A 24,170-nucleotide genomic window follows, 5' to 3' on the forward strand; every position below is an offset into this window, starting at 1 on the left:
ATTGCACCGATGAGGTGACCATTTCGTAGGTAATCTGTGGAATCACTAATATAATCGGTGAAATCAACAACAATGAACATCAGACAGGAACTAAAAAAACGTATTCTCATTATCGACGGCGCAATGGGCACCATGATACAGCGGTATCAGCTCACCGAGGCCGACTTTCGTGGCGAGCGTTTTAAAGATCACCCTTCGGATTTGCAGGGCAATAACGACCTGCTCAACATCACCCGCCCCGATGTGATCAAAGCTATACACGCCGAATATTTAGAGGCCGGCGCCGACATTATCGAAACCAATACCTTCAGCACGCAGGTGATCTCGCTTGCCGATTATAAAATGGAGCCTTTAGCCTACGAGTTAAGCTACGAAGGTGCACGCCTGGCTAAAGAGGTTGCCGCAGAATACACGCAAAAGAATCCTGGTAAACCACGCTTTGTGGCCGGAGCAATCGGGCCAACAAACCGTACCGCATCGCTTTCGCCCGATGTGAACGACCCGGGCTACCGCGCCGTTACTTTTGACGACCTGGTAAACGCTTATTACGATCAGGTTCGCGGCCTGGTTGATGGCGGCAGCGATGTGTTGCTGATCGAAACTATTTTTGATACACTAAACGCCAAAGCGGCCATCTTCGCTATCAAAAAATACGAAGAGGAATGTAAAGCTGCGGGTAAAGATTATGCAGCCTTCCGCCCTACAGGCGGCATCATGATATCCGGAACCATAACCGATGCTTCCGGTCGTACCTTATCAGGCCAAACTGTTGAGGCATTCTGGAACTCGGTTCGCCACGCTAACTTACTTTCGGTAGGTTTAAACTGCGCATTAGGTGCAAAAGAAATGCGCCCGCACATCGAAGAGCTTTCGAACATCGCTGATGTATTTATATCGGCCTATCCCAACGCGGGCTTACCAAACGAGTTTGGCGCGTACGACGAAACACCGCACGAAACCGCCCATCTGGTCGAAGACTTTATGGAAAGCGGCCTGGTGAACATTGCTGGTGGCTGCTGCGGCACCACGCCCGACCATATCCGCTGCATCGCCGAAAAGGCCGCCAAGTTCCCGCCAAGGGTAAAACCCGAAATTACGCCATACATGCGCCTAAGCGGTTTGGAAGCGGTAAACATTACACCCGAAACCAATTTTGTAAACGTAGGCGAGCGTACCAATATCACCGGTTCGCCAAAATTCAGCAAGCTCATCCTGGCCGAAGATTTTGAAGGCGCACTGGTTGTAGCACGCCAGCAGGTTGATGGCGGCGCGCAGGTGATAGACGTCAATATGGACGAGGGCATGATCGACTCAGAGGCTTCGATGGTAAAGTTTTTAAACCTCATCGCCTCCGAACCCGATATCGCCAAGCTGCCCATCATGGTCGATTCATCCAAATGGACCGTGATCGAAGCCGGTTTGAAATGCCTGCAGGGCAAAGGCATCGTTAACTCGATCTCGCTTAAAGAGGGAGAAGACAAGTTCCGCGAATACGCCAAAAAGATCATGCAATATGGCGCGGCCACCGTGGTGATGGCTTTTGATGAACAAGGCCAGGCCGATAGCTACGAACGCCGTATCGAGATCTGCAAACGCAGTTACGATATCCTGGTAAACGAGATCGGCTTCCCGCCGCAGGACATCATCTTCGACCCGAACATCTTAACCGTTGCCACCGGATTAGAGGAACACAATAATTACGCTGTCGATTTCATCAACGCTACCCGCTGGATAAAACAAAACCTGCCCCTGGCTAAAGTAAGCGGCGGTGTAAGTAATATCTCCTTCTCCTTCCGCGGTAATAACGTAGTGCGCGAAGCCATGCACTCGGCATTTTTATACCATGCCATCAAGGCCGGTATGGATATGGGTATTGTTAACGCGGGTATGCTCGAGGTTTACGAAGAAATTCCGAAAGAGCTGTTAGAGCGCGTGGAAGATGTATTATTAAACCGCCGCCCTGATGCTACCGAACGTTTGGTCGACTTTGCCGAAACCGTAAAAGCTAAAGGCAAAGAAGTGGTAAAAGACGAAGAATGGCGTAAAGAGCCGGTTGAGCAACGTTTATCACACGCCCTGGTAAAAGGCATTATCGAATACCTCGACGACGACGTGGAAGAGGCGCGCTTAAAATATGCCAAGCCTTTAGAAGTTATCGAAGGCCCGCTGATGGATGGCATGAACATCGTAGGCGACCTGTTTGGCGCCGGTAAAATGTTTTTGCCCCAGGTGGTTAAATCGGCACGTGTAATGAAAAAGGCCGTGGCCTATCTGTTACCTTTCATCGAACTCGAAAAGCAAAAAGCGATCGAATCGGGCGAAGGTAGTAACGAACGTGCAAACGCCGGTAAAGTATTAATGGCTACCGTAAAAGGCGATGTGCACGATATCGGCAAAAACATCGTAGGTGTAGTACTGGCCTGCAACAACTTCGAGGTTATCGATCTGGGTGTGATGGTACCCGCGCAAAAGATCATCGACGAAGCTATCGCTCAAAAAGCCGACATTATCGGCTTAAGCGGCCTCATCACCCCATCGCTGGATGAGATGGTGCATTTCGCTAAAGAAATGGAGCGCAACAACTTCGATATCCCGCTCATCGTAGGTGGTGCAACCACATCGCGTATCCATGCCGCGGTAAAGATCGCGCCTAACTACTCCGGCCCCGCCATACACGTACTGGATGCCAGCCGCAGCGTTACCGTGTGCAGCAGCCTGATGAGCAAGGATAACCGCGATGCCTATATCAACGGTATCCGCGAAGAGTATGATAAAGCACGCGAAGCGCATTTAAATAAAAAGTCAGATAAGCGCTTTGTAACCATAGAAGAAGCCCGTAAGCAACGGATAGAGCTGAATTTGAACGGCGCTATGCCGCCAAAGCCAACCTTTACGGGGACAAAGGTTTTCGAAGCCTTCCCGCTTGAAGAACTGGTACCTTATATCGATTGGACGCCTTTCTTCCATACCTGGGAGCTGCGCGGCAGTTTCCCTAAGATATTCGATGATAAATACGTAGGTGTTGAAGCTAAAAAATTGTACGACGACGCGCAGGTATTGCTCAACAGGATCGTATCCGAAAAACTGCTGCAGGCAAACGGCGTTATCGGTTTTTGGCCGGCAAACAGCGTTGGCGATGATATCGAGCTGTATGCCGACGAAAGCCGTACTAAGGTTTTAGATACCATCTACACCCTTCGCCAGCAGGCCGAAAAAGTGAAAGACGAACCTTACTACGCCTTGGCCGATTTTATTGCACCAAAAGCAAGCGGCGTACCTGATTATTGGGGCGGTTTTGCCGTAACAGCAGGCATTGGCTGCGATGAACTGGTTGCAGGTTTTGAAGCCGACCACGACGATTACAACAGCATTATGGCCAAAGCCATTGCCGATCGTTTTGCCGAGGCTTTCGCCGAAAAAATGCACGAACTGGTACGTAAACAATACTGGGGCTACGCCAAAGAAGAACACCTCGAAAGCGAAGACCTCATTAAAGAAAAATACCAGGGCATACGCCCGGCACCAGGCTACCCCGCCTGCCCCGATCATACCGAAAAGACAACGCTGTTTAAACTGCTCAAAGCCGAAGAAAACGCCCAAATGCACCTCACCGAAAGCCTGGCCATGATGCCCGCCGCATCGGTAAGCGGCTTTTACTTCGCCCACCCGCAGTCGCGCTACTTTGGCTTAGGCAAGATCAGCAAAGATCAGGTTGAGGATTACGCTAAAAGGAAAGGCATGCCACTCGAAGAAGTTGAAAGGTGGTTGAGCCCGAATTTGGCTTATTAGTATCAAGTAGTTAGTATCAAGTATCAAGACAGAAAAACCATGCACAATTTTAAAGAGCTTAAAGTTTGGAAAGCTGGTATCCAGTTATCAAAGTCGATATTTACACTAACTAAAACATTCCCAACCAATGAAAGATTTGGGCTAATCTCTCAGATGAACCGGGCAGTTGTTTCTATTCCTTCAAATATTGCTGAAGGTTGTGGACGAAAATCCGACAAGGAGCTATATCAGTTTCTGAATATTGCTTTAGGGTCTGCATTTGAATTGGAAACACAGCTAATAATTGCCAGAGAATTTGAATATATAAATGACGAAACTCTAAACACGATCTGTAATTTAGTTGGCGAAATACAAAAGATGATCTACGGGTTGCAAAAAAGTCTTGCTACTTGATACTAACTACTTGATACTAATTAATGAAAATTACCGAACACATCAACAACGCAAAGGGCAAAACATTATTCTCGTTCGAACTACTGCCGCCTATCAAAGGCTCGAGCATACAAGGTATTTTTAATGCGATAGACCCGCTGATGGAGCTTAATCCTCCATTTATCGATGTCACCTCGCTGCGCGAAGACCATATCTATAAAGAACATCCAAACGGATTGTTAGAGAAAGTGATCACCCGCAAACGCCCGGGTACCGTTGCTGTTTGCGCAGCGATTATGAATAAATATAAAGTAGATGCCGTGCCTCACCTCATCTGCGGCGGTTTCACCAAAGAAGAAACCGAGTACGCCTTGATCGACCTCCAGTTTTTAGGTATCGATAACGTGCTGGTGCTGCGCGGCGATGCCCGCAAGGCCGATTCGGGTTTTGTACCTACTCCCGGCGGCCACGCTTACGCTACCGACCTGCTGGGCCAGGTTGTCAATATGAACAATGGTATTTACCTGCACGGCGATGTGGAGTCGCCCTATAAAACTGATTTCTGTATCGGTGTTGCCGGTTACCCCGAAAAGCATTTTGAGGCCCCGAACCTTAAGACCGATTTTAAATACCTCAAGCAAAAGGTAGATATGGGCGCCAACTTCATCGTTACCCAGATGTTTTTTGATAACCAGAAGTACTTCGACTTTGTGAACAACTGCCGGGCCAATGGCATCAACGTGCCCATCATACCCGGTTTAAAACCTATCACCGTATCGAAGCAATTGATCAGCCTATCGAAAATATTCCATATCGATATCCCCGAGGCCTTAACCGAAGCCATTACCGAAGCCAAAACCAAGGAAGACGTGCGCGAGGTTGGCATACAGTGGATGATACAGCAATGTAAAGAGCTCGTTAAGTTCGGCGTGCCGGTATTGCACTTTTATACCATGGGTAACCCGGAGCCAACTAAACACATAGCACAGGCGGTATTTTAGTTTTATTGGAAATTTTCTAAATTTGAGACAACGCGTACCGGTTATCCCCTTAACCGGCCGATTTGTTTTTTCTCAAGCCTAAACTATCGTTATGAAATTTATCGTTACTTTCCGAAACTCTATTTACACTGTTGGCGCTTACAGGGTAGCCCCGTCAAAACCTATTGAAGCAGTGGTAATAAGCGACTATACCATTACCGGTAATTTTTTAACCTGTACTACTACCGATTATAACCGCAAGATGATCATCCCGCTGGATAATATCCTGGGTTTGTGCGAATCGTTTGAGTGATCACAGGTACAGCTCCAGCTGCTTCTTAAGGTCTCCGGCCGATGTAAAATGTATGGATGCTATCTCCAGTTCGCGGGCAGCTAAAATGTTGCGGTAGTTATCATCGATAAACAAAGCTTCGGCCGGCTCAACCCCGTACCTGTCGAGCAATAGTTTGTAAAATTCGGGGGCCGGTTTACGGATACCTTCCAGGCCGGATATCACCAGCCCGTCGAACCATTGTAAAAGTTCATATTTGTTGAGCGCGATGGGCCATGTCTCCGCCGACCAGTTGCTCAAAGCATACAATTTATATCTGCCGCTTTCTTTGAGCTCCTTAAACAGCTCGATCATGCCGGGCACAGTACCGTTCAGCATTTCATCCCAACGCCCGTAAAATGCACGGATGGCAGCCTCATGTTCGGGATGTTGTGAAACCAGCCATTCTGTGCCTTCTTTAATCGGCCTGCCCGAATCCTGCTCCTCGTTCCAGGCAGAAGTACAGATATTAGCTAAAAAATCGTCGATCTCGGCTTCGGTAGTAAACAGTTTGCGGTATAAATGCTTCGGGTGCCAGTCGATCAATACTGCGCCCAGGTCGAATATGATGGTGGTGATCATGAAAGATAAAAATAGCAGTATTCTAATAAAATCAGCAATTTTATCACTCCAACAAAATTCTGTACATTCGTTAAAAACCAAAATTATATGTTAAAAAACTTACATCGCAACCTATTATTCGCCGGTCTGGCTATGGTAGCAGTATCGTGTTCGCAGCCTAAAGCCACCAGTGTAGACGAGCAGGATGGCTTAGCGTCTTTCAACAAGGACAGCCTCACCAAACATATTATTACCTTATCATCAAACGAGTTTAAGGGCCGCAGGCCATTCACCATCGGCGAAACCAAAACCATAGCTTACCTGCAAAACACCTTTAAAGCTTACGGTTTAGAGCCGGGCAACGGCAGCAGTTACCTGCAGGAAGTACCGATGGTCGAGATCAGCCCCAAAACCGTATCGCCACTTTGGGTAAAATCGCCAAAAGGCACATTCGACTTACAAAACATCAACGATTTTGTACTGTGGACAGAGCGTACCGATACCGTAAATACTTTGAAAGAAGACGACCTGGTATTTGCGGGCTACGGCGTAGTAGCGCCCGAATATAACTGGAACGATTATGCCGGCCTCAACGTTAAAGGCAAAGTAGTGATGGTGATGGTGAACGACCCGGGCTGGGACCAGGGCGACACCACCCTGTTTAAAGGCAAGACTATGACCTATTACGGCCGCTGGACCTACAAATACGAGGAAGCCGCACGCCAGGGTGCCAAAGGTTGTATCATCATCCACAATACCGCGGCGGCGTCCTACCCTTTCAACGTGGTACAAAACTCCAATAGCGGCGTTAAGCTGCACCTCGATAAACGCGGCAGCAATGCCTACCAGTTGGCTGTACAGGGATGGGTAACGCACGAAAGCGCCGTTAAAATGTTGGCTGCTGCAGGTAAGGACACCAGCGTGCTGATGGATGCCAATAAACGCGGTTTTAAAGGTTTTGATATGAACACCAAGCTTTCGGTTATGGTAAATACCAAGGTGGTGTTCAACAAATCGCACAATGTGATAGCCAAGATAACCGGCAGCAAACGCCCTGACGAATACATCATCTACTCTGCCCACTGGGATCACTTTGGCGTAGGTAAACCCGACGAAAAAGGGGATAACATTTACCACGGCGCACTGGATAACGGCAGCGGAACGGCCTCGCTCCTGGAAATGGCACGTGCCTTTAAAAGCATGAAAACCCAACCCGAACGTACAGTTATATTTTTAGCTGTGACGGCTGAAGAGCAGGGCTTGTTAGGTTCGGAATACTACGGTCAGCACCCGATCTACCCCTTGGATAAAACCGTAGCCAATATCAATATCGATGGTATCAACAACTTCGCCAAAACCAACGACCTGGAAATATCAGGCGCCGGTCAATCGGAGCTGGAAGATTATGTAAAAGACGAGCTAAAGAAAAAAGGCCGTTACCTCGCGCCCGAATCACATCCCGAAGCGGGGCATTTCTTCCGCTCCGATCACTTTAACTTTGCCAAAGCAGGTGTGCCGTCGTTAACCACTGCGGCCGGTATCGATGTGGTTGGCAAGGGCAAAGCTTATGGACAAAAAATACACGACGATTATACCGCCAACCGCTACCACCGCCCGGCCGATATGTACGATTCGACCTGGAACTTAGACGGTGGCCTTGATGATATCGAACTGTTATTCCAGGTAGGCAAACGCCTGGCCTTCGAAACTACTTTCCCCAAATGGAAAGATGGTTCGGAGTTTAAAAAGCTGAGGCAGTAATTTGATTTCGGATTTCGGATGTTCAATTTCGAATTTTACATCCGAAATTCTTTTCACGCGTCATTGCGAGATACGAAGCAATCTCTATGCTATACAGTTCCGATTGAAGTATCGATCATCCTATGTAGAGATTGCTCCGCTACCACTCGCAAAGGCGCCTTATTAATTAGGCGTTCTCCAAAAGGTATTTCTTAAACCCTGCAAAATCAGTACCCAAAGCAACCGATAAGCTCGGCTTGCCTTGCAATTCTTTCACCTGCTCAGGCACCACGATCTTAGCAGCAATTTCTTCCGAAAAGACCTCCGGGAACTTGCACGGATGCGCGGTTGATAAAAACACGCCTGCGGCTTGGTTATCCGGATTAGCTTTTTGATAGTCCTTTAAAGCCTGCCAGGCTATCGCTGTATGCGGGCAAACCACGTAATTGTATTGTTTGTAAACCGCTTCAATAGCTACTTTCGTTTGCTCGTCGGTATAGCTGCAGCCGCTTATCAGTTGCTTCAGTTTTTCTGGGTCCTGGAAGATATGCGCAATGCGGATCCAGTTGCTCGGGTTCCCCACATCCATCGCGTTACTTAAAGTAGCCACCGATGGTTTGGGTTTGTAAAAACCGGTGCTTAAAAACTGAGGTACGGTATCGTTAGCGTTGGTAGCCGCTATGAATTGCTTTACCGGCAAGCCCATTTTCCAGGCCAGTAAACCTGCGCCAAGGTTACCAAAGTTACCGCTCGGCACACTGAATACCACCTCGCTTTTTCCTTCGCGCAGCAATTGCGCATAAGCATTAACATAATAAAATGCCTGCGGTATCAACCTGGCAATATTAATGGAGTTTGCCGATGTCAGCCTGAATTTCTCATTCAGCTCCGTATTCACAAAAGCCTGTTTAACCAAAGCCTGGCAATCGTCAAAAGTACCGTCTATCTCTATCGCACGAATGTTTTGCCCGTTGGTGGTCAGTTGCTGCTCCTGTATCGGGCTAACCTTACCTTTAGGATATAATATCGTTACACGGGTATTAGATACCCCTAAAAAACCCAGGGCAACGGCACCGCCGGTATCGCCGCTGGTAGCCACCAAAATATCGAGCATTTTTTCACCGTCGCGCAAAAAGTAGCTCATTACCCGGCTCATAAACCTTGCGCCAAAATCCTTAAACGCCAGCGATGGCCCGTGGAAAAGCTCCAAAACATAAACATCTTCTTCCAGCTTTACGATGGGCGCTTCAAAATTTATCGCATCTTCTACAATGGCTTTCAAATCCTTTTCGGGGATAGCATCGCTCAGCATGGTTTTAGCCACTTCAAAAGCGATCTCAGGCAGCGAATATTTAGCCAGATTGCGTAAAAAATCGGGGTTTAGTTGGGGGATGCTCACCGGCATATATAAACCTTTATCCTGTGGTAAGCTGTTAAAAACGGCTTCCTTAAAAGGCACATGCACTGCCGGGCTGTTGGTACTGTAAAATTTCATGGTGTGTTTAACCTAATATTTGGGGGCCTTGCTCATTAACCGCTGATACGTAGGTATAGCTGTTGATGTTTAAGGTTTTTAAATGTTGCTGTATTTTTTGTGTGATAACGTTAGCCGTTTGCTCATCGCGGGTAAAAGCGAAAACCGACGGCCCAGAGCCTGAGATACCAAAGCTGATCGCGCCGCCTTCCATCGCCATTTCGCGCATCTTATAAAAATCGGGGATCAGGATAGAGCGTGTCGGCTCAACCAACACATCGTGCATGCTGCGGCCAATCAGGTCAAGGTCGTTCATAAATAAACCGCTTACCAAACCGGCCACGTTGCCCCATTGCACTACGGCATCTTTCAGTTGTACGCTTTTGCGGATCATCTGCCTTGCATCGCGGGTTGGCACATCCACATCGGGGAAAACGATGGCGCAGTACAAACCTTGCGGCACAGGCAGTTTAATAATATCCAAAGGCTCATAGCTGCGGATCAGCACAAAACCGCCCAGCATGGCCGGTGCAACATTATCCGCATGGCCGTAGCCACAGGCCAGCTCTTCGCCTTTCATGGCAAAAGGCACCATTTCCATCGGCGTGAGCAGATCGCCCATCAGCTTGTTGATGGCATACAAACCCGCCACCGTACTGGCCGAGCTCGAACCCAGCCCGCTGCCGATAGGCATTTTTTTGTACAACTCTATCTCCACGCCCACATCGGTACGGTCGACATATTTTAAATAATGCTGTACGCTGGCGCTCACGGTATTTTTTTCGGCAGCCTTGGGCAGCTTACCGTTATCACCTTCAATTTTGGTGATGGCAACGCCGGGTTTACCCACCAGCCGCATCACCACTTCATCGCCGGGCGCGTTAACCGCAAACCCCAAAACATCAAACCCGCATACTACATTGGCCACCGTTGCCGGCGCAAATACTTTTATGCCCCCTAACCCCCTGAAGGGGGAATTTAAAGCCGTCATATTTCTTTATTCTATAATTGTCATTTCGAGCGATAACGCGAAATCTTCTGATCCATGCTTGCCTGCAAGCAGAAGCCCTCTCTTTCGGAATGACATGGTGGTTATTCTTGTTATTTCTATTGAACTATCCGTTCCCCCTCAGGGGGGTTAGGGGGCTAATGTGCTCCCACATTCACAATATCAGCAAACACACCTGCTGCGGTAACCTCGGCGCCTGCACCAGGGCCTTTTACCACCAACGGGCGTTCCTTATACCGCTCGGTAGTGAATGATATGATATTATCACTTCCCGAAAGGGTATAAAAAGGATGATTCTCGTCCACAGCCTGCAGGGTAATGCTCACCTTGCCATCTTCCAGCTTACCTATGTAGCGTAATACTTTTCCGGCAGCTTCTGCCTTAGCCTTCATATCCGCAAAGAATTTGCCTTCATTATTCAGCTCTTTATAAAAATCGGCTACGCTACCTGCATCCAGGCAAGCCTTTGGCAGCATGCTTTCAATATTTACATCGCCAGGCTCCAATACATAACCAGCATCGCGGGCCAGTATCAGCATTTTGCGCATAAAATCGGTGCCGCGCAAATCGTCGCGCGGGTCGGGTTCGGTATAACCTTTATCCTGCGCGGTTTTCACCACATCGTGAAAACTCACATCGCCTTTATAGTTATTAAAGATGAACGATATCGTCCCCGAAAGGATAGCCTCGATACGGATCACCCTGTCGCCGCTCATCATCAGGTCTTTCAGCGTGCGCACTATCGGCAAGCCCGCGCCCACATTGGTTTCGTAGTAAAAATCAACGCCATGCTTGCGGGCGGTATCCTTAAATGTTTTGTATTGCGCGTAAGTACCCGAGTTACCAATTTTGTTACAGGTTACTATCGAGATGTTTGATTTAAACACCTTTTCATAGTACCCAATCGGTACCGGGCTGGCGGTATTATCGGCAAACACGCAGTTCGGCAAATTCATGGCCTGCATTTTAGCGATAAATTCGTCCAGGTTGGCTGCCAGTTCCGATGCTTCCAAACTTTCTTTCCAGTTATCCAGCGACAGGCCATCTTCGCTAAACACCATTTTACGGGTATTGCTGATCCCTACGATCTTCACCTGTATGCCGTTATGCTTCTCTAAAAAGTCCGCGTGTTCATTCAACTGCCGGAACAGGGTAGTGCCGATATTACCGGTACCCAAACAAAATACGTGCAGGGTTTTATTCAGCGATACAAAGAACGAATCGTGCACTGCATTCAAAGCTTTCGCCAGGTCGGCACGACCGATAATTACCGAAATATTATATTCTGACGAGCCTTGAGCAATAGCTCTTACATTGATACCGTTACGACCAAGCGCATGGAACAGCTTACCCGAAATACCCGGGGTCTGCTTCATATTCTCACCCACAATAGCCAGTACCGACAGGTTTTGCTCTATCTGCGGTTTATCCAGTTTTTTAGCGTGCAGTTCCAGTTCAAACTCCTGTTCGATCAGGTGCAATGCCTTTACCGCATCCGCGGGAGGAATGGCAAAGGTAATACTATGCTCTGATGATGACTGGGTGATCAGTATCACGCTGATCTGCTCCCGCGCCAGCATACTGAACAAACGGCCGCTAAAGCCCGCCTTACCCACCATACCGCTGCCTTCCAGGTTAATAATGCTCACCTCGTTGATCGACGAAATGCCTTTGATCGGCAGGTTCGATGCGCCAACATCATGCTTAATATACGTCCCGCCGAAAGCGGTATCAAAAGTATTCAGGATAACGATAGGAATCTTTTTGAGGAAAGCCGGGATCATCGTTGGCGGATAGATCACCTTAGCGCCGAAGAACGAGAGCTCCATCGCCTCGGTGTACGACAGTTCCGGCAGCGAAAACGCCTTTTTCACCAGGCGCGGGTCGGCGGTCATCATCCCGTTCACATCGGTCCATATCTGTATTTCTTCGGCATTCAGCGCCGAACCTAAAATAGCTGCAGTATAATCGCTGCCCCCGCGGCCCAAAGTAGTAATGCGCCCTGCATCGTTGCTCGATATAAATCCGGTTACAAAAAGCAGCCGGCCGGTATTTTCATAATAATAATTGCGCACCAGCATTTCGGTGAGCTCCATGTTCACCTTAGCATGACCGAAGCTGCTGTCGGTTTTGATCAGGTCGGCAGCATTCACAAACTGCGCCTGCGGAAAGTGCTGCGCGGCAATCTTGCTCACCATAAAGGTGGAGCAGCGCTCGCCATAGCTCAGCACCAGGTCTTTTGTCTGTGCTGTCAGTTCGCGTAAGCTTAAAATGCCATTCAGCAAATCTTCAAGCTCGTTAAAATAAATTTTGAGCTTGGTGAATACCGGGTTCTGCTGCTGCACATCCAGCAAAGCTTTCACTACGTCGAAGTGCTTTTTTTCCAGCTCGGCCAGTTGCTGGCTAAAGCTGTTGCCAATCGCGGCCTGCTCAGCCATCGCGATCAATAAATTAGTTACCCCGCTCATGGCCGATAATACAACTACCGGGTTCTCTCCATTTTGGGTCTCCTTTTTCAGGATGTCGAGCACGGTGCTGATGCTTTTTACCGAGCCGACTGACGTACCACCGAATTTTAAAACTTTCATTTTTTAGTATTGAGTAAAGCGTATTGCGTATTGAGATACAAGCCCCACTACGCCCTTACGCTACGGTTATTAAAGCCAAAAGGCCTTTCTCGTTTCGAGGAAGGCCTTTCGTTGGTTTTATATTTTCATTTCTATATACCAAGATCACCCTCCGTGCGCAGTGTCGCCGGTAGTTGTGGTTGTTGTGGTTACAGAAGTGAGTGTTAACATGTTCGTTTTTTATCCGCGGTAAAGTAAGTGCTTATATTTCAAATCTGCAAGGGCAATTTTAAATTTCTTAGATAAAGTCGATGGGATGGGTGGGAATTCAGGCCGGAGGCCTTTTTATATTACTCACTCGGCCGGAGCCGAGCGAGTGCTCGTGATTGCAGTCGCTCGCGTCCGCGCGGGTGACGATTATACCAAGGCCTCCGGCCTGTACTGCAATCAACCTTAAAGGGATGCTATTGGGTTACGATGGATTCCTTAGCTTTTTCCGCAGCATCACCATATCCGTCAACTGTACACTATCTTCAAATATCTGCTGCGTATAATAGTTGATGAAGAAATCCTTCTTCACCTCATACAACTCAAAACCTGCTTTTTGGTAAATGGATATCTGCTTCCAGGCAATGGTTGGCGTACCGATAATCAGTTCGTTAAACCCTTTTTCCCGGGCCTTGTCTTCCGCATCTTTCAGCATCAGTTTGCCGATGCCCTGGTTCTGATAAGCTTCATCCACTGCGATGGCCTTGATTTCTGCGGTATGTTCGTCAATCGTGTAAACAGCACAAACACCAACTATCTTGTCGCCCGCTTCAATTACGTAAATATCCGATTGATGGATATACCTTTCAATGGCCTGCATTTCTTCGTCGGCAAGCAGCAACAGCCCGTAAGGCATCTGCTCATTTTTCCGAAGCATGCGTGGGGTAATTGATATCATAAACCCTTCGTCGTTAAAAACAAAGAAGCCTTACAGGTACAGAAATATGAAGAGTTGAATTTTCCTGAACCGGTATGCCCGCCAAATGCTCGCACAAATGGCGGAGATAACCCGGGTCGGTCGCGGTGGTGGTATCTTAGTCAATGCCGGTTAACAACCCGCATCGGGATGAATAAAAAAGGAAGCAGAGATTAATTTAGTAACGCCCCGAAAGGACGGAGCATATATGACTTTACGACAAATGCAAGCGCCTGTACAAAAGTTTTATACTTGGCGATTGTTTTGCAATAAGATCAGTTAACCTCAAAATATTTTGGCTATAGGGATAGATACCAAATTATTTTGAGGAAAAGATACATCATTATTTTGAAAAACTCAAACGCTTACAAAAATTTTACTTAAAGTTGTTACACAAGTAACAAAACAGGGCATTATCCACTTTAATCGATAGCTATGATTGTAAGCACCGGCCCGATAATTTGAGTACCGAACTCTAAAATCAAGGCAAATTTAATCCATCCCAATAGGTGCTCCCGGCGGCATCTCCAATGCCGGAGCAGGCTGAAATTTGCCAGGGTCTTTTTCAAATTCTTCTATCTGCTGCAAGCCGTAATACAAGGCTGCTTTTTGCCTCGGTTCGGCCGAAGCCTGTTTGGCAGCCATCCATTCTTTCAGTTCGTGAACTTTCAGCAATGCTTCACCCTTTACATTGGCGGCCGCATTATTATCCGCCGCAAGGCCCAGCAGGTGTTTTAGCGTTAAATCGTCGACCAATATTTGCAATTCGCCTTTGTAACCAGGCACTGCAGGCGCTTTCCAGGTACTCTCCAGTATTTTATCTATCATGGCCATTAAACCTGGTCGTTTGGGGTCGCGGGCATTGTACTCAATTAAACGCGCGGCACGTTCGGCATCAAACAGGGTGGCCAGGGTATAATCGGCAGCGGTCTCTGCAGCGGCTATAGGGTCGAATGCCGAGCCGGTATGCCCGCCAAATGTTTCCACCGATGAAGGGTAGCCGGTAGGGCGCGGCGGTATCTTTTCTATCAATGCTTCGGGCAGAGCCAGGGCATCGGGTGTTATGGTATTCATTACGGCATCAAAAGCACGCCATTGCTCGGCAGGGTCAACTATTTGTGTCGTAACCTGCCCGTCGTTTTTAATGGCATGGGTATAGTATAAGCCGCCAATCGATTTGGCGGCGGCCAGCACCTGGTAACGGTGCAACAGGTACATAGGTACCAGCACTTCTTCGAGAGTTGCCATCGGCGAACCCTTTGGTATGGCTTTTTCCGAGAAATTATCCAGTATATGTTTGCGCACGGTCATCAGCTTATTCAGCTGATCGATTGGGTTGGCACCATCATCCCACTGGCTCGACATCGGGTGCACATCCAACGATGCATCCGGAGCATAAACAAAACCCTCACCTAAAGTTTTCCTGGTTATTTTATCCAGTTCGGCATCCTCGTTAGCGCCCTGGCCGAAATCTGAATACCCCCACATAATGGCCCGTTTATCCCAGCCGCCTATACCTTTGGCATACACGTCTGATAGGTCTACCGTACCGTCGGCCTTCAGGCTAAACCTTGGGAAGGGGTAATCCATTACCGACGAACGGTTATTGGGGCTTGCCGCAAAATTGTGCGTTAAGCCCAGCGTATGCCCAATCTCGTGCGCCGATAACTGACGGATACGCGCCAGCGCCATTTCTTCCATATCCTTTGGCACAGGCTTACCATCAATATACGGTTGTAACAATCCTTCGGCGATAAGGTAATCCTCGCGGTGACGGTCGGAACCAAGGGTTACCATACCTTTGATGATCTCACCCGTACGCGGGTCGATGTATGATGCCCCGTACGAAAATGCACGCGCTGGCTTGGCCGAGCGGTTTACCCAGTTAACTATATTATAGCGGATATCCATCGGGTCGGCACCTTCGGGCAGTACTTTTACAATGAATGCATTTTTATAACCGGCGGCTTCAAACGCCTGGTTCCACCACGAACCACCTTCAACCAAAGCTTTTTGTATTAATGGCGGCGCGCCACGGTCAATATAATATACGATGGGTTCGACCGGCTCGCTCACAGCTGCCAAAGGATCCTTTTTAGCCAGGCGGTGGCGCTCAATAAAACGTTTTTCGAGCGGCTCGCTCATCGGCGCCGAAAAATCGAGATAACTAAACCCAAAATAACCGGCCCGAGGGTCGAATTTGCGGGGTTTATAATTACCGTCGGGCAATTCGACAAAACTTTGGTGCATGTTGACGGTAACCGAACTTGCATCGGGTGCTATATTACCGCGGCCATTCCCAGCAAAGGTAAGCACAGCCTCAAATTCGGTATTTTTAGGGAAATTTTTGGTATTATCCAGGTATACCGCCGAGCGGCTTTCGTCTACACGGTAGCCGCCTCCCGCGTTAACCGCTCCCCTGCCGCGCGACGCCGCCGCGCTGCCCGCGTTAGCCGAACCGCTACCGATGCGGTCGCCTATTTTCTGCGCGTCGCGAATAATGAAAGGCGTCAGGTCTACCAGTACCTTATCACCTTCTACAGCAACAGGCGCAAAACCAAAGATGATGGATTTTGCAAAAGCGTTCTCTACATCCTGCTGCTCATCGGCGCTGCCTTTAACCGAGCGGTATTTTAAATTGGGCTCTAACAGAAATATTTTAGGCCCTACTTTGATGAATTTAGCCAACTCGGCCGACGCCTGCCCACGCTCGGCGCCCCCGTTACCAATACCATCAACCAGGGCACTGAAGTACAGAAACTCCTTGTTAAACTGGTTTTCATCAACCTCAAGGTAGATTTTCCCTGTCTTATAATCGTAAAAAAAGGTGAAAAAGCCTTCGTACTTTTTGAGATTTTGCGTGAAGGATTCGATGCTGGCTGCCGGGCGGGTTTCGCCTGCGGGGCGGCTGCCATCAGCCCGCTGGGCAAAGCATTGGCCGCAAAACAGCATGACTGCAACTATTGGTATAAATAGTTTCATGTTATGATAATGTTATGATGTCAGTTAGTAAAAGCCTAAATATAATCAATAACGGGTATAAATTTCAATTCTATTGAAATTGTTGCACTGAACCTGGACCTGTGGATCGGGTACTATGTAATTTATGGGGACTGACAATGAGCCAGGCGATCGAACCAAAACCCGAGGCTCAAACCGCAGCATGGCCCATGAGCAGACGAGCACCTCCCGAAAGGCGGGCCCGGGATTAACTATGCCAATTAAAAAATCACGAGGCTTCGCTGATCAAAGCCATCAGCATCTCAAAAGTTTCATGGCATGGCAGATAACGTTGGGTTGCATCGGTACTGGTATTTAAGTAGATGCGGCTTTTGCCGGAGCCGCTGATGGTTAAAAAATCTTTGAGATTTTTTATATGGGTGATATTGTGAATGTTTACGAGGGTAGTTACATCCTGCCCGTTATCGGGTACGGTTACGGTTATCCAGCCTTTCATCTATAAATCAAATTGAATTTGACAGACAAATTTATTGTTTCGAAGTTATTATCAAAGCAACTCTCGAAATTGTTATATTTCATAATCATATCTTTGCCGCACATGCAGGGAACAGTTACAAAATCAACCGGAAGCTGGTACGAGGTGCTTACACCCGATGGCCGCAGGCTTGACTGCCGCATAAAAGGCAAGTTCAGGATCAAAGGCATTACCACTACTAACCCCATTGCCGTTGGCGATCAGGTTGATTTTGAAATGGAGCCCGAGCAGGAAACCGGGGTAATTACTACCCTGCACGAGCGCAGAAACTATATCATCCGCAAATCCATCAACCTGTCGCGTCAGGCGCAGATCATCGCCGCCAACCTCGATCAGGCTTTCCTGGTGGTCACACTCGCCTCGCCGCGGACATCGTTGGGCTTTATCGATCGTTTCCTGGTAACGGCCGAAGCTTATCATATCCCGGCAAAGCTGGTGTTTAATAAGCTCGACCTGTTTAGCGATGAGGGCCTGGAAGTTTTGGCAGCTTACCGCGAAGTTTATGAAAAACTCGGTTATCACTGTTACCAGGTTTCGGCATTGACCGGTACACATATCGATGAACTCATAGTCGATTTGAAGGACAAAGTAAGTTTGTTTTCAGGACATTCGGGCGTAGGTAAATCGACATTGATCAACCAGATATTACCTGATCTTAACCTGCGTACCAACCAGGTATCCGACTGGCACGACAAGGGCATGCATACGACAACCTTTGCCGAAATGTTCGAGCTGCCACAGGGCGGGGCAATCATCGATACGCCGGGTATACGCGAGTTAGGTATTGTAGATATTGAAAAAGCTGAGCTTGGCGGGCTTTTCCCTGAGATAAGGCAATACATGGAGCATTGCCGCTTTAAGAATTGCCGCCATATTAACGAACCCGGTTGCGCCGTTATAGCCGCGGTTGAGAGCGGTGATATTGAGCCATCGCGATACGACAGTTATGTGAGCATTTACCACGGTTACGATACCCGCGCTTAGTTATTTCGCCACAATGAAATCTTTCAGGTAACTGCACTCGCTCACCGCTTTTTTGTAGAAAGCGGTCTTCCGATAATTGGTCTTCAGATCGGTAAAGAGATCATTACCCCGCAGCTGCAGCTGAAAGGCTTTCGTCAGTTCATCAAAATCCGGCACGCCGTATAGTGGCTCAACGGCCTGCTTTTGCCGGCATTTGGCTGCCATAAAGGTGCATTTGGCTTTAAATTCGGTGGTTTTTGAAAACCGGCGGGCTATCATAAAATACTCCTCGGCATTGAGCGCCTTCACGTAGTCGGCATCGTAATAATTTTTTGCCGGCCGGCAAAAATCGTATGCCGACCATCTGTACGAGATCAAATACCACGCATTGCCATAGTGCGAGGTGTTGTACAGCCCGGTGGCCATTTTATAATAATAGGAAGCCGCGTTAGCAGGGTCTGTTTTTAGCTTCTGCTGCAAATCGGCCATGGCTTGCGCAAACTGTAGTTTGTTATAGCCTTTGGCCTTACCGTAAATGTATACTTTAGGGTAATCGTTAACCAGCTCGATAAACGGATCGGCCTTGGTATCGGCATTTACACTATCGATCATTTTGGGGTCGGCACGCTTAAACGCGCTGACGGCCCGGGCGTACTGGTGCTCACGCAGGTAAGTTGTGCCTAATAGTTCGTAAAAAGAATCAGGCTTGCGTAATACCCTGCCCATTAAAAAGGTGACATATGGGTTAGGCGGCGAAACTGTTTTCCAGCGGATAAGGGTACGAAGATTATCAGAGTGCAGATCCGTTTGCCAAAAACCGGCCGAAGGCGTATTGGCCAGCGCAAGGGCAGCCATGGTAGTGTCCTGCTGTTTCAGGTAAACCGGTGCCAGCACGGCTTGGTAAAAATCGCGTTCGGCATTGGCAAAAGGCGATGGCCTAAACCCATCCCAGGTTGTTTTTATACTATCCGATTTTATCTCGGCCCGGGCTTTTTTATCCAGCCACTGTAACGATGGCAGTAAAATGGCTTCATTAACCCGGTTATATTTTTGGATGCTTCGTGCCATTAGCAGCAGTTGCACAATATGCTTCTGGTCTTCGAACCGTGGTTTCAGGTTTTGCCCGTATAGAGTTTTCAGCAATGCCGAGCCCTCATCGATATTGCCTTCCATCCAGGCCATATACGCTGCTACCAAAGTGCCCATAGCCGGGTCGGGGTATTTTTTTTCGGCGGCCACTTGCCTGGCAAAAGCCTTAACCTGCTCAACATATTGCGGCGCGCGGTTGGGTTTAACACCGCGCATGGTCGCATCAAAATCGTATACGGGGATGTCGTCTTTATAGAGTTTTCCGGTAAGGTACTTTTCTTCCAGCTTATTTACTTCGCGCGTAAGCAGCACAGCAACCATAGGCGATGCCGGTGCAAGTTCGTATACTTTTTTCAGGGGCTCAATATCCGGCCCGGATTGCATAAAGCCATCTATTGCAAAAATATTGGCACGCTCGGCAGCGTTAGTGGCAAGCTGCACCAATACCGTGGCCTTAACGCCTGTTGCCCGGTAGTTGCGATAGGCCTGCAAGCGCCGCTCGGGATATTGGGCAAATACTTTCGAAAACAAGTAAGCGGCCTGGATGGTATCTTTCAACCAGCGTAACTCGCCGGCCTTTAAAGCCATTGCCCAGCCTTTTACGTGACTTGCCGAACTGATCGGCGCCAGGTATTTATCATAAACCACACTGGCTTGCTGGTAGCTCGCACCATAGTGCAGCAGGCGCTGCGCCTGGTAATAGTAACGCAGCTGGATAAACTTATCTTTCTCCTGCGTTGCCAGCGTAAATGCCTGCGCACCCTGGGTACGTAAACCAACGGTATCCATTGGCGTAGGTTCCCACGCGCGTGCCTCTACATTGGCTATCTTTTCAACGCTTTTAGCAAAGCGGTAATACTTCAACGCGCTTTTATTTGCAAAAACAGCTTTCAAAAAAGTGTTGGGTGCTAAACTATCGGGTAAGTTGCCTTTTTGGTTAAGATAGCCGTTGTATAAAACCGAATCGGTTTTGGTATCCAGCTTATACATAGCTTTTTCGGCATCGGCAGCCCGAACGTTTTTACCCAGGTAAGCGGCCCATTCGTCGGCGTTGATTTCCCGCTCGCTGGCTGGTTCCTGGTCTTCGTAGGTAAACAGTTCGCTGGTGTACCTGAAAGCGCTGTACTCACGGTCATTCTGAATGTTATTATTAAAGAACGAGACGTAATAATCGTATGGGTCGACCTCCGGCCCGCAGGCAAAAATAATCACAATGAAAGCAAAAAAGCAGCCAGTAAAACTAACGCAATAAATAACCGGTTTTTTCCAATTCATCATATGTATAGTTCTTCAATACAGGTTCGTCCAAATGAAACCAGATCAGGTTCAGGGTATCCTGCCTGATGTAATGCGAAAGATAGCCGGCGGCCGAACACAGATCAGCTGCCGGGGCGCTTTCCCATCGCACCACATCATTTTTCTTTAAACCGTATTCGGGCAGGTCTGTTTTGGCCGCATACAGGTTATTACCTTGCGACTGAAATTTATCCTGTGCGTTTAAATTACCAAAATTTATTCGTTTGGCAATGCCTATATACACCTTATCGCGAAAAGCTACCGCCCAGCTAAACAAAGGCAAACCGACGTCCATCTTCACCGGGTAACTGCTTAAATTATCGCCAAGGTACTTCTTCAATTCGCTTAGTTCGATGATCGAGTTCTGATCGCCGTACTTACGCAGGTTACCCATATTATAACACATCAGCATAACCCGGTTAACAGGCGGCACGCCGCTGTTGTGCAGGTTTTTCACCTGGTGCAGCCGTAACGTTGCCGACAAGGTTTTATGCTGTAGTAAAGGCTTTAATTGGGTAAGCAGGTAAAAATAATTATCGCGGGTTTCGGCAGTCCAGTCGCAGTCCATCTGTAGTTCGGGATAGCTGCTTTTACCGGCCTGGCTCACCTTGCCATCAACAAAGTGCACTATTTTGCGGGCCAGATCCGTCAGCTGTATTTGGCTCATCCCTCGCAAAGCATTATTGACGATAAATACCACGGGCACGATGGCGATGGTATCGGGCAGCTTATTTTCAAAACTAACAGGCGATACGGGTACCCGGTTTAGGCCAGCGTCATCCATATCAACGTCCATTATCCGTACATAGAGCCTACGGCTTTGCAATTTTTGCAGGAAGGCGTTCTCTGTTGCATTTTGGCGGTAAACAGTTTTCCAATAATAAAAGGCATTGTTTACCTTTCTGCCGGGTTTGCAGCTAACCATTAATAGTATCGGTAATAACAAAAAAATGGCCCGGCGCATCAACCAAAGTTATTTATTTAAAGCTTTAAGCCAAATAAAATGAGAGCTGTTATACAAAGGGTAACACATGCAAGCTGTGTGGTCGACGGTAAGGTTACAGGCGAAATTCAAACCGGGTTGCTGGTAGTTTTAGGTGTTGAAGATGCAGATACCACCGAAGACCTCGACTGGCTGGCCGGTAAACTGGTTAACCTGCGCATTTTTGGCGATGAGAATGGTTTGATGAATAAGGCCCTGACCGATGTTGGCGGCAATATCCTGCTCATATCGCAATTCACGCTGTTTGCGCAAACAAAAAAGGGAAACCGCCCCTCGTTCATCCGTGCTGCACGTCCCGATAAAGCCATCCCGATGTATGAGCAGATGATAGCCACCCTGTCAAAATTACTGGGCAAAAAAATAGCGACTGGAATATTCGCCGCCGACATGAAAGTAAGCCTGCTGAACGATGGCCCGGTAACAATTATTATGGATACTAAGGATAAAGACAACCACTAATTAAACTCGTGCTTATGACTATCAAAGAAGCTCAATCTCTTGTCGACAACTGGATCAACACTACCGGCATCCGCTACTTTAACGAATTGACCAATACCGCCATTTTGATGGAAGAGGTTGGCGAAGTGGCCCGCATTATGGCGCGGCGATACGGCGAGCAATCGTTCAAAAAATCGGATGAAGCGGTCGACCTGGGCGATGAAATGGCCGATGTGCTTTTTGTACTCATCTGCCTGGCCAACCAAACCGGTATCGACCTCACCGAGGCCCTCGAAAAAAATATGATCAAAAAAAATATCCGCGATGCCGAACGGCATAAGAACAACGAGAAGCTAAAGTAAGCACTTATTTAATTTCGTGCTATTCAATTTATGGAATCAGGCCGGTTATCGTATCCTATTACAAAAACCTGATCGTCATGAAAAAAATAGCAGCACTTTGTATTGTTATCACTTATTTTACTTCCTGCAGCGATGGTGCGCATCATAAAGGCCAGGCGGTTTCCGCAGCGTACGACCGGGTTGCACCGGCACCGATGGTTAAAGCGGATAAAGAAGAGCCGCCAGCTAAAAAAACCACTTCAGATGCGGTAGCTTTTGCAGATGTTAAAATGGCGCCGCCCCAGGTACAGCAGGTTTCGACAGATACGTCGAAAAAAATAACCAAGGAAGGCGAGATACGCTTTGAGACAGCCGACGTGGCCCTTACACGCAAACGTATCATTCAAAACGTTCAGAAACTTGGCGGCTACGTATCCGAAGATAACCAATCCAAGAATGAAGGCTCGAACAGCAAGGAGTATAATTTAAAAGTACGCGTACCTGCAAAAAACTTCGATAAACTTTTAGACACAGTAGCTGATGCCGCTGATCAGATCGACAGCAAGAACATCAACATTAAAGATGTGACAACTGAATATATCGACACCAAAACCCGGCTCGACAATAAAAAGAAGTTAGAAGACCGTTACCTGCAATTGCTCAACAAAGCCAATAAAATGAGCGATATGCTGCAGATAGAAGGGAAGCTTGAAGAAATCAGGAGCGATATCGAATCGACCCAGGGCCAGCTGAATTACATGGCAAAGCAGGTTGCCTACAGCTCGCTGGATATCACTTTCTATTCTTTATCAGTAGCGCCAAAAAACGAAACAAGTATAGGTTTCAGGTTTAAACAGGCGCTCTCGGATGGCTGGGATTGTTTACAAACCTTGTTTTTTGGCTCAATAGCCGTTTGGCCGGTACTGATCATTTTATTTTTAGTTTTTATATGGCTGAGGAAGCGCATAAAAAACCGGAGAGTCGCTCCGGAATCGGCATAACAAAACAGGTTTTGTTAGCTTAACCGCACCAGCCGCTCACCCTCCAGGACCGGGATAGTATTTGCCGTGTCGACATTGAGGCAGAAAGCGATATCGGCTTCGATACCCAATTGCTTCAAACGTTCGCTGTGGGATGTTTTTTTGAGATAAGCGTTCAGATCATCTTTAGCCATAGCATACAGATCGAGCGATGCGATGGCCGCATCATCGGCTCTGTAACCGCCGTTGGCTGTTAGCTGATGGGTCACTGCGCCGGCAAACAAGGTATCTTCGAGGTTGAAGTTATTTTTCCAGCCGGCGCATACCAATAAAACGTCTTCGGTTTGTGCTGTTAACCAATTGCAAAGGGCTGTCAGGTTTAAAAACGAACCGATAACAATTTGCTTGGCTTTGATAGAGCGGTGCAGGGCGTGTGTTCCGTTGGTTGTGGTCAGCACGATAGTTTTACCACCCACTTTTTCGCGTGTGTACGAGAACGGCGAGTTACCAAAATCAAAACCTTCAACCACCTCGCCGTTACGCTCGGCAGCAAGCAGATGATCAAAACCGTTATCGCGGTATGCAATACACTCATGAACTTCGGCAACCGGGATAATCGCTTCAGCGCCGTTTTCGATACCATAGCAAATGGATGTGGTTGCACGAAAAATATCGATGATGACGGCTATCTTGCCTTCCAGGTTAAACAAAGGCAATAATGCCGGGCTAAGGCAAACTTCTAAATTCTTTTTTCCTGTCATGCTGAACTTGTTTCAG

The 24,170-nt window shown here is 47.9% G+C and carries 19 protein-coding genes; 9 read left to right on the top strand and 10 right to left on the bottom strand.

Features of this window, described 5'->3' with window-relative positions:
- Window positions 1–72: 72 nt before the first annotated feature.
- From metH to BEL04_RS20950, 4 genes are all read left to right on the top strand, one after another.
- Entirely contained in the window at window positions 73–3,789 is a 3,717-nt protein-coding gene (gene metH, locus BEL04_RS20935) for a methionine synthase (protein ID WP_066007151.1), read from the top strand.
- A 39-nt stretch (window positions 3,790–3,828) separates the two neighbouring features.
- Entirely contained in the window at window positions 3,829–4,182 is a 354-nt protein-coding gene (locus BEL04_RS20940; RefSeq protein WP_066007152.1) for a four helix bundle protein, read from the top strand.
- Window positions 4,183–4,205: 23 nt separating this feature from the next.
- A complete protein-coding gene (gene metF / locus BEL04_RS20945; RefSeq protein WP_066007154.1) occupies window positions 4,206–5,162 on the top strand; it encodes a methylenetetrahydrofolate reductase [NAD(P)H] in 957 nt (318 codons plus the stop codon).
- 91 nt (window positions 5,163–5,253) lie between these two features.
- Window positions 5,254–5,454, top strand: coding sequence for a hypothetical protein (locus tag BEL04_RS20950; protein WP_066007155.1), 201 nt, complete (start codon window positions 5,254–5,256; stop codon window positions 5,452–5,454).
- Here BEL04_RS20950 and BEL04_RS20955 read toward each other — a convergent pair whose 3' ends face one another.
- Window positions 5,455–6,054, bottom strand: coding sequence for an HAD family phosphatase (locus tag BEL04_RS20955; protein ID WP_066007156.1), 600 nt, complete (start codon window positions 6,052–6,054; stop codon window positions 5,455–5,457).
- A gap of 87 nt (window positions 6,055–6,141) precedes the next feature.
- On the opposite strand from BEL04_RS20955, the gene BEL04_RS20960 reads away from it, so the two are divergent.
- Window positions 6,142–7,794 (top strand): M28 family metallopeptidase, encoded by a 1,653-nt coding sequence (locus tag BEL04_RS20960; protein ID WP_066007158.1) that lies wholly within the window; start codon window positions 6,142–6,144, stop codon window positions 7,792–7,794.
- A 166-nt stretch (window positions 7,795–7,960) separates the two neighbouring features.
- On the opposite strand, the gene thrC is transcribed toward BEL04_RS20960, so the two are convergent.
- From thrC to BEL04_RS20990, 6 genes are all read right to left on the bottom strand, one after another.
- The gene (thrC, locus tag BEL04_RS20965; protein WP_066007160.1) at window positions 7,961–9,268 is read right to left on the bottom strand and encodes a threonine synthase; all 1,308 of its coding nucleotides are present in this window, start codon (window positions 9,266–9,268) and stop codon (window positions 7,961–7,963) included.
- Window positions 9,269–9,275: 7 nt separating this feature from the next.
- Window positions 9,276–10,238 (bottom strand): homoserine kinase, encoded by a 963-nt coding sequence (locus BEL04_RS20970; protein WP_066007162.1) that lies wholly within the window; start codon window positions 10,236–10,238, stop codon window positions 9,276–9,278.
- 155 nt (window positions 10,239–10,393) lie between these two features.
- On the bottom strand, window positions 10,394–12,844 hold the full coding sequence (gene thrA / locus BEL04_RS20975) for a bifunctional aspartate kinase/homoserine dehydrogenase I (protein WP_066007164.1): 2,451 nt from the start codon (window positions 12,842–12,844) through the stop codon (window positions 10,394–10,396).
- A 451-nt stretch (window positions 12,845–13,295) separates the two neighbouring features.
- Window positions 13,296–13,769, bottom strand: a complete 474-nt coding sequence (locus BEL04_RS20980) for a GNAT family N-acetyltransferase (protein WP_066007166.1) — start codon at window positions 13,767–13,769, stop codon at window positions 13,296–13,298.
- Window positions 13,770–14,279: 510 nt separating this feature from the next.
- Window positions 14,280–16,769 carry a zinc-dependent metalloprotease gene (locus BEL04_RS20985; protein WP_066007168.1) on the bottom strand — a complete coding sequence of 830 codons (2,490 nt, stop codon included), beginning with the start codon at window positions 16,767–16,769 and terminating at the stop codon, window positions 14,280–14,282.
- Window positions 16,770–17,016: 247 nt separating this feature from the next.
- Window positions 17,017–17,244, bottom strand: coding sequence for a hypothetical protein (locus tag BEL04_RS20990; protein WP_066007170.1), 228 nt, complete (start codon window positions 17,242–17,244; stop codon window positions 17,017–17,019).
- A 102-nt stretch (window positions 17,245–17,346) separates the two neighbouring features.
- Here BEL04_RS20990 and rsgA point away from each other — a divergent pair, with 102 nt between their 5' ends.
- Window positions 17,347–18,267 carry a ribosome small subunit-dependent GTPase A gene (rsgA, locus tag BEL04_RS20995; RefSeq protein WP_066007172.1) on the top strand — a complete coding sequence of 307 codons (921 nt, stop codon included), beginning with the start codon at window positions 17,347–17,349 and terminating at the stop codon, window positions 18,265–18,267.
- Here rsgA and BEL04_RS21000 read toward each other — a convergent pair whose 3' ends face one another.
- The gene (locus tag BEL04_RS21000; protein ID WP_139113129.1) at window positions 18,268–20,613 is read right to left on the bottom strand and encodes a hypothetical protein; all 2,346 of its coding nucleotides are present in this window, start codon (window positions 20,611–20,613) and stop codon (window positions 18,268–18,270) included.
- Window positions 20,576–21,556: a hypothetical protein gene (locus tag BEL04_RS21005; protein ID WP_254659611.1), complete on the bottom strand. Its 981-nt coding sequence runs from the start codon at window positions 21,554–21,556 to the stop codon at window positions 20,576–20,578. The genes BEL04_RS21000 and BEL04_RS21005 overlap by 38 nt, the downstream gene beginning before the upstream one ends.
- Window positions 21,557–21,634: 78 nt before the next feature.
- Between BEL04_RS21005 and dtd the strand changes: the two genes are divergently transcribed.
- The 3 genes from dtd (at window position 21,635) to BEL04_RS21020 (ending at window position 23,414) form a co-directional block, all read left to right on the top strand.
- Entirely contained in the window at window positions 21,635–22,093 is a 459-nt protein-coding gene (dtd, locus tag BEL04_RS21010) for a D-aminoacyl-tRNA deacylase (RefSeq protein ID WP_066007178.1), read from the top strand.
- A 14-nt stretch (window positions 22,094–22,107) separates the two neighbouring features.
- Complete coding sequence (locus BEL04_RS21015) at window positions 22,108–22,434, top strand: nucleotide pyrophosphohydrolase (protein ID WP_066007180.1); 327 nt, start codon at window positions 22,108–22,110, stop codon at window positions 22,432–22,434.
- Window positions 22,435–22,511: 77 nt separating this feature from the next.
- Window positions 22,512–23,414 carry a DUF4349 domain-containing protein gene (locus tag BEL04_RS21020; protein WP_066007182.1) on the top strand — a complete coding sequence of 301 codons (903 nt, stop codon included), beginning with the start codon at window positions 22,512–22,514 and terminating at the stop codon, window positions 23,412–23,414.
- Between the two features lie 14 nt (window positions 23,415–23,428).
- Here the strand turns inward: BEL04_RS21020 and BEL04_RS21025 are convergent, their stop codons facing one another.
- On the bottom strand, window positions 23,429–24,154 hold the full coding sequence (locus BEL04_RS21025) for a 2-phosphosulfolactate phosphatase (RefSeq protein ID WP_066007184.1): 726 nt from the start codon (window positions 24,152–24,154) through the stop codon (window positions 23,429–23,431).
- Between the last annotated feature and the right edge of the window lie 16 nt (window positions 24,155–24,170).

It is taken from the genome of Mucilaginibacter sp. PPCGB 2223 (assembly GCF_001705515.1).
Taxonomy (GTDB): domain Bacteria; phylum Bacteroidota; class Bacteroidia; order Sphingobacteriales; family Sphingobacteriaceae; genus Mucilaginibacter.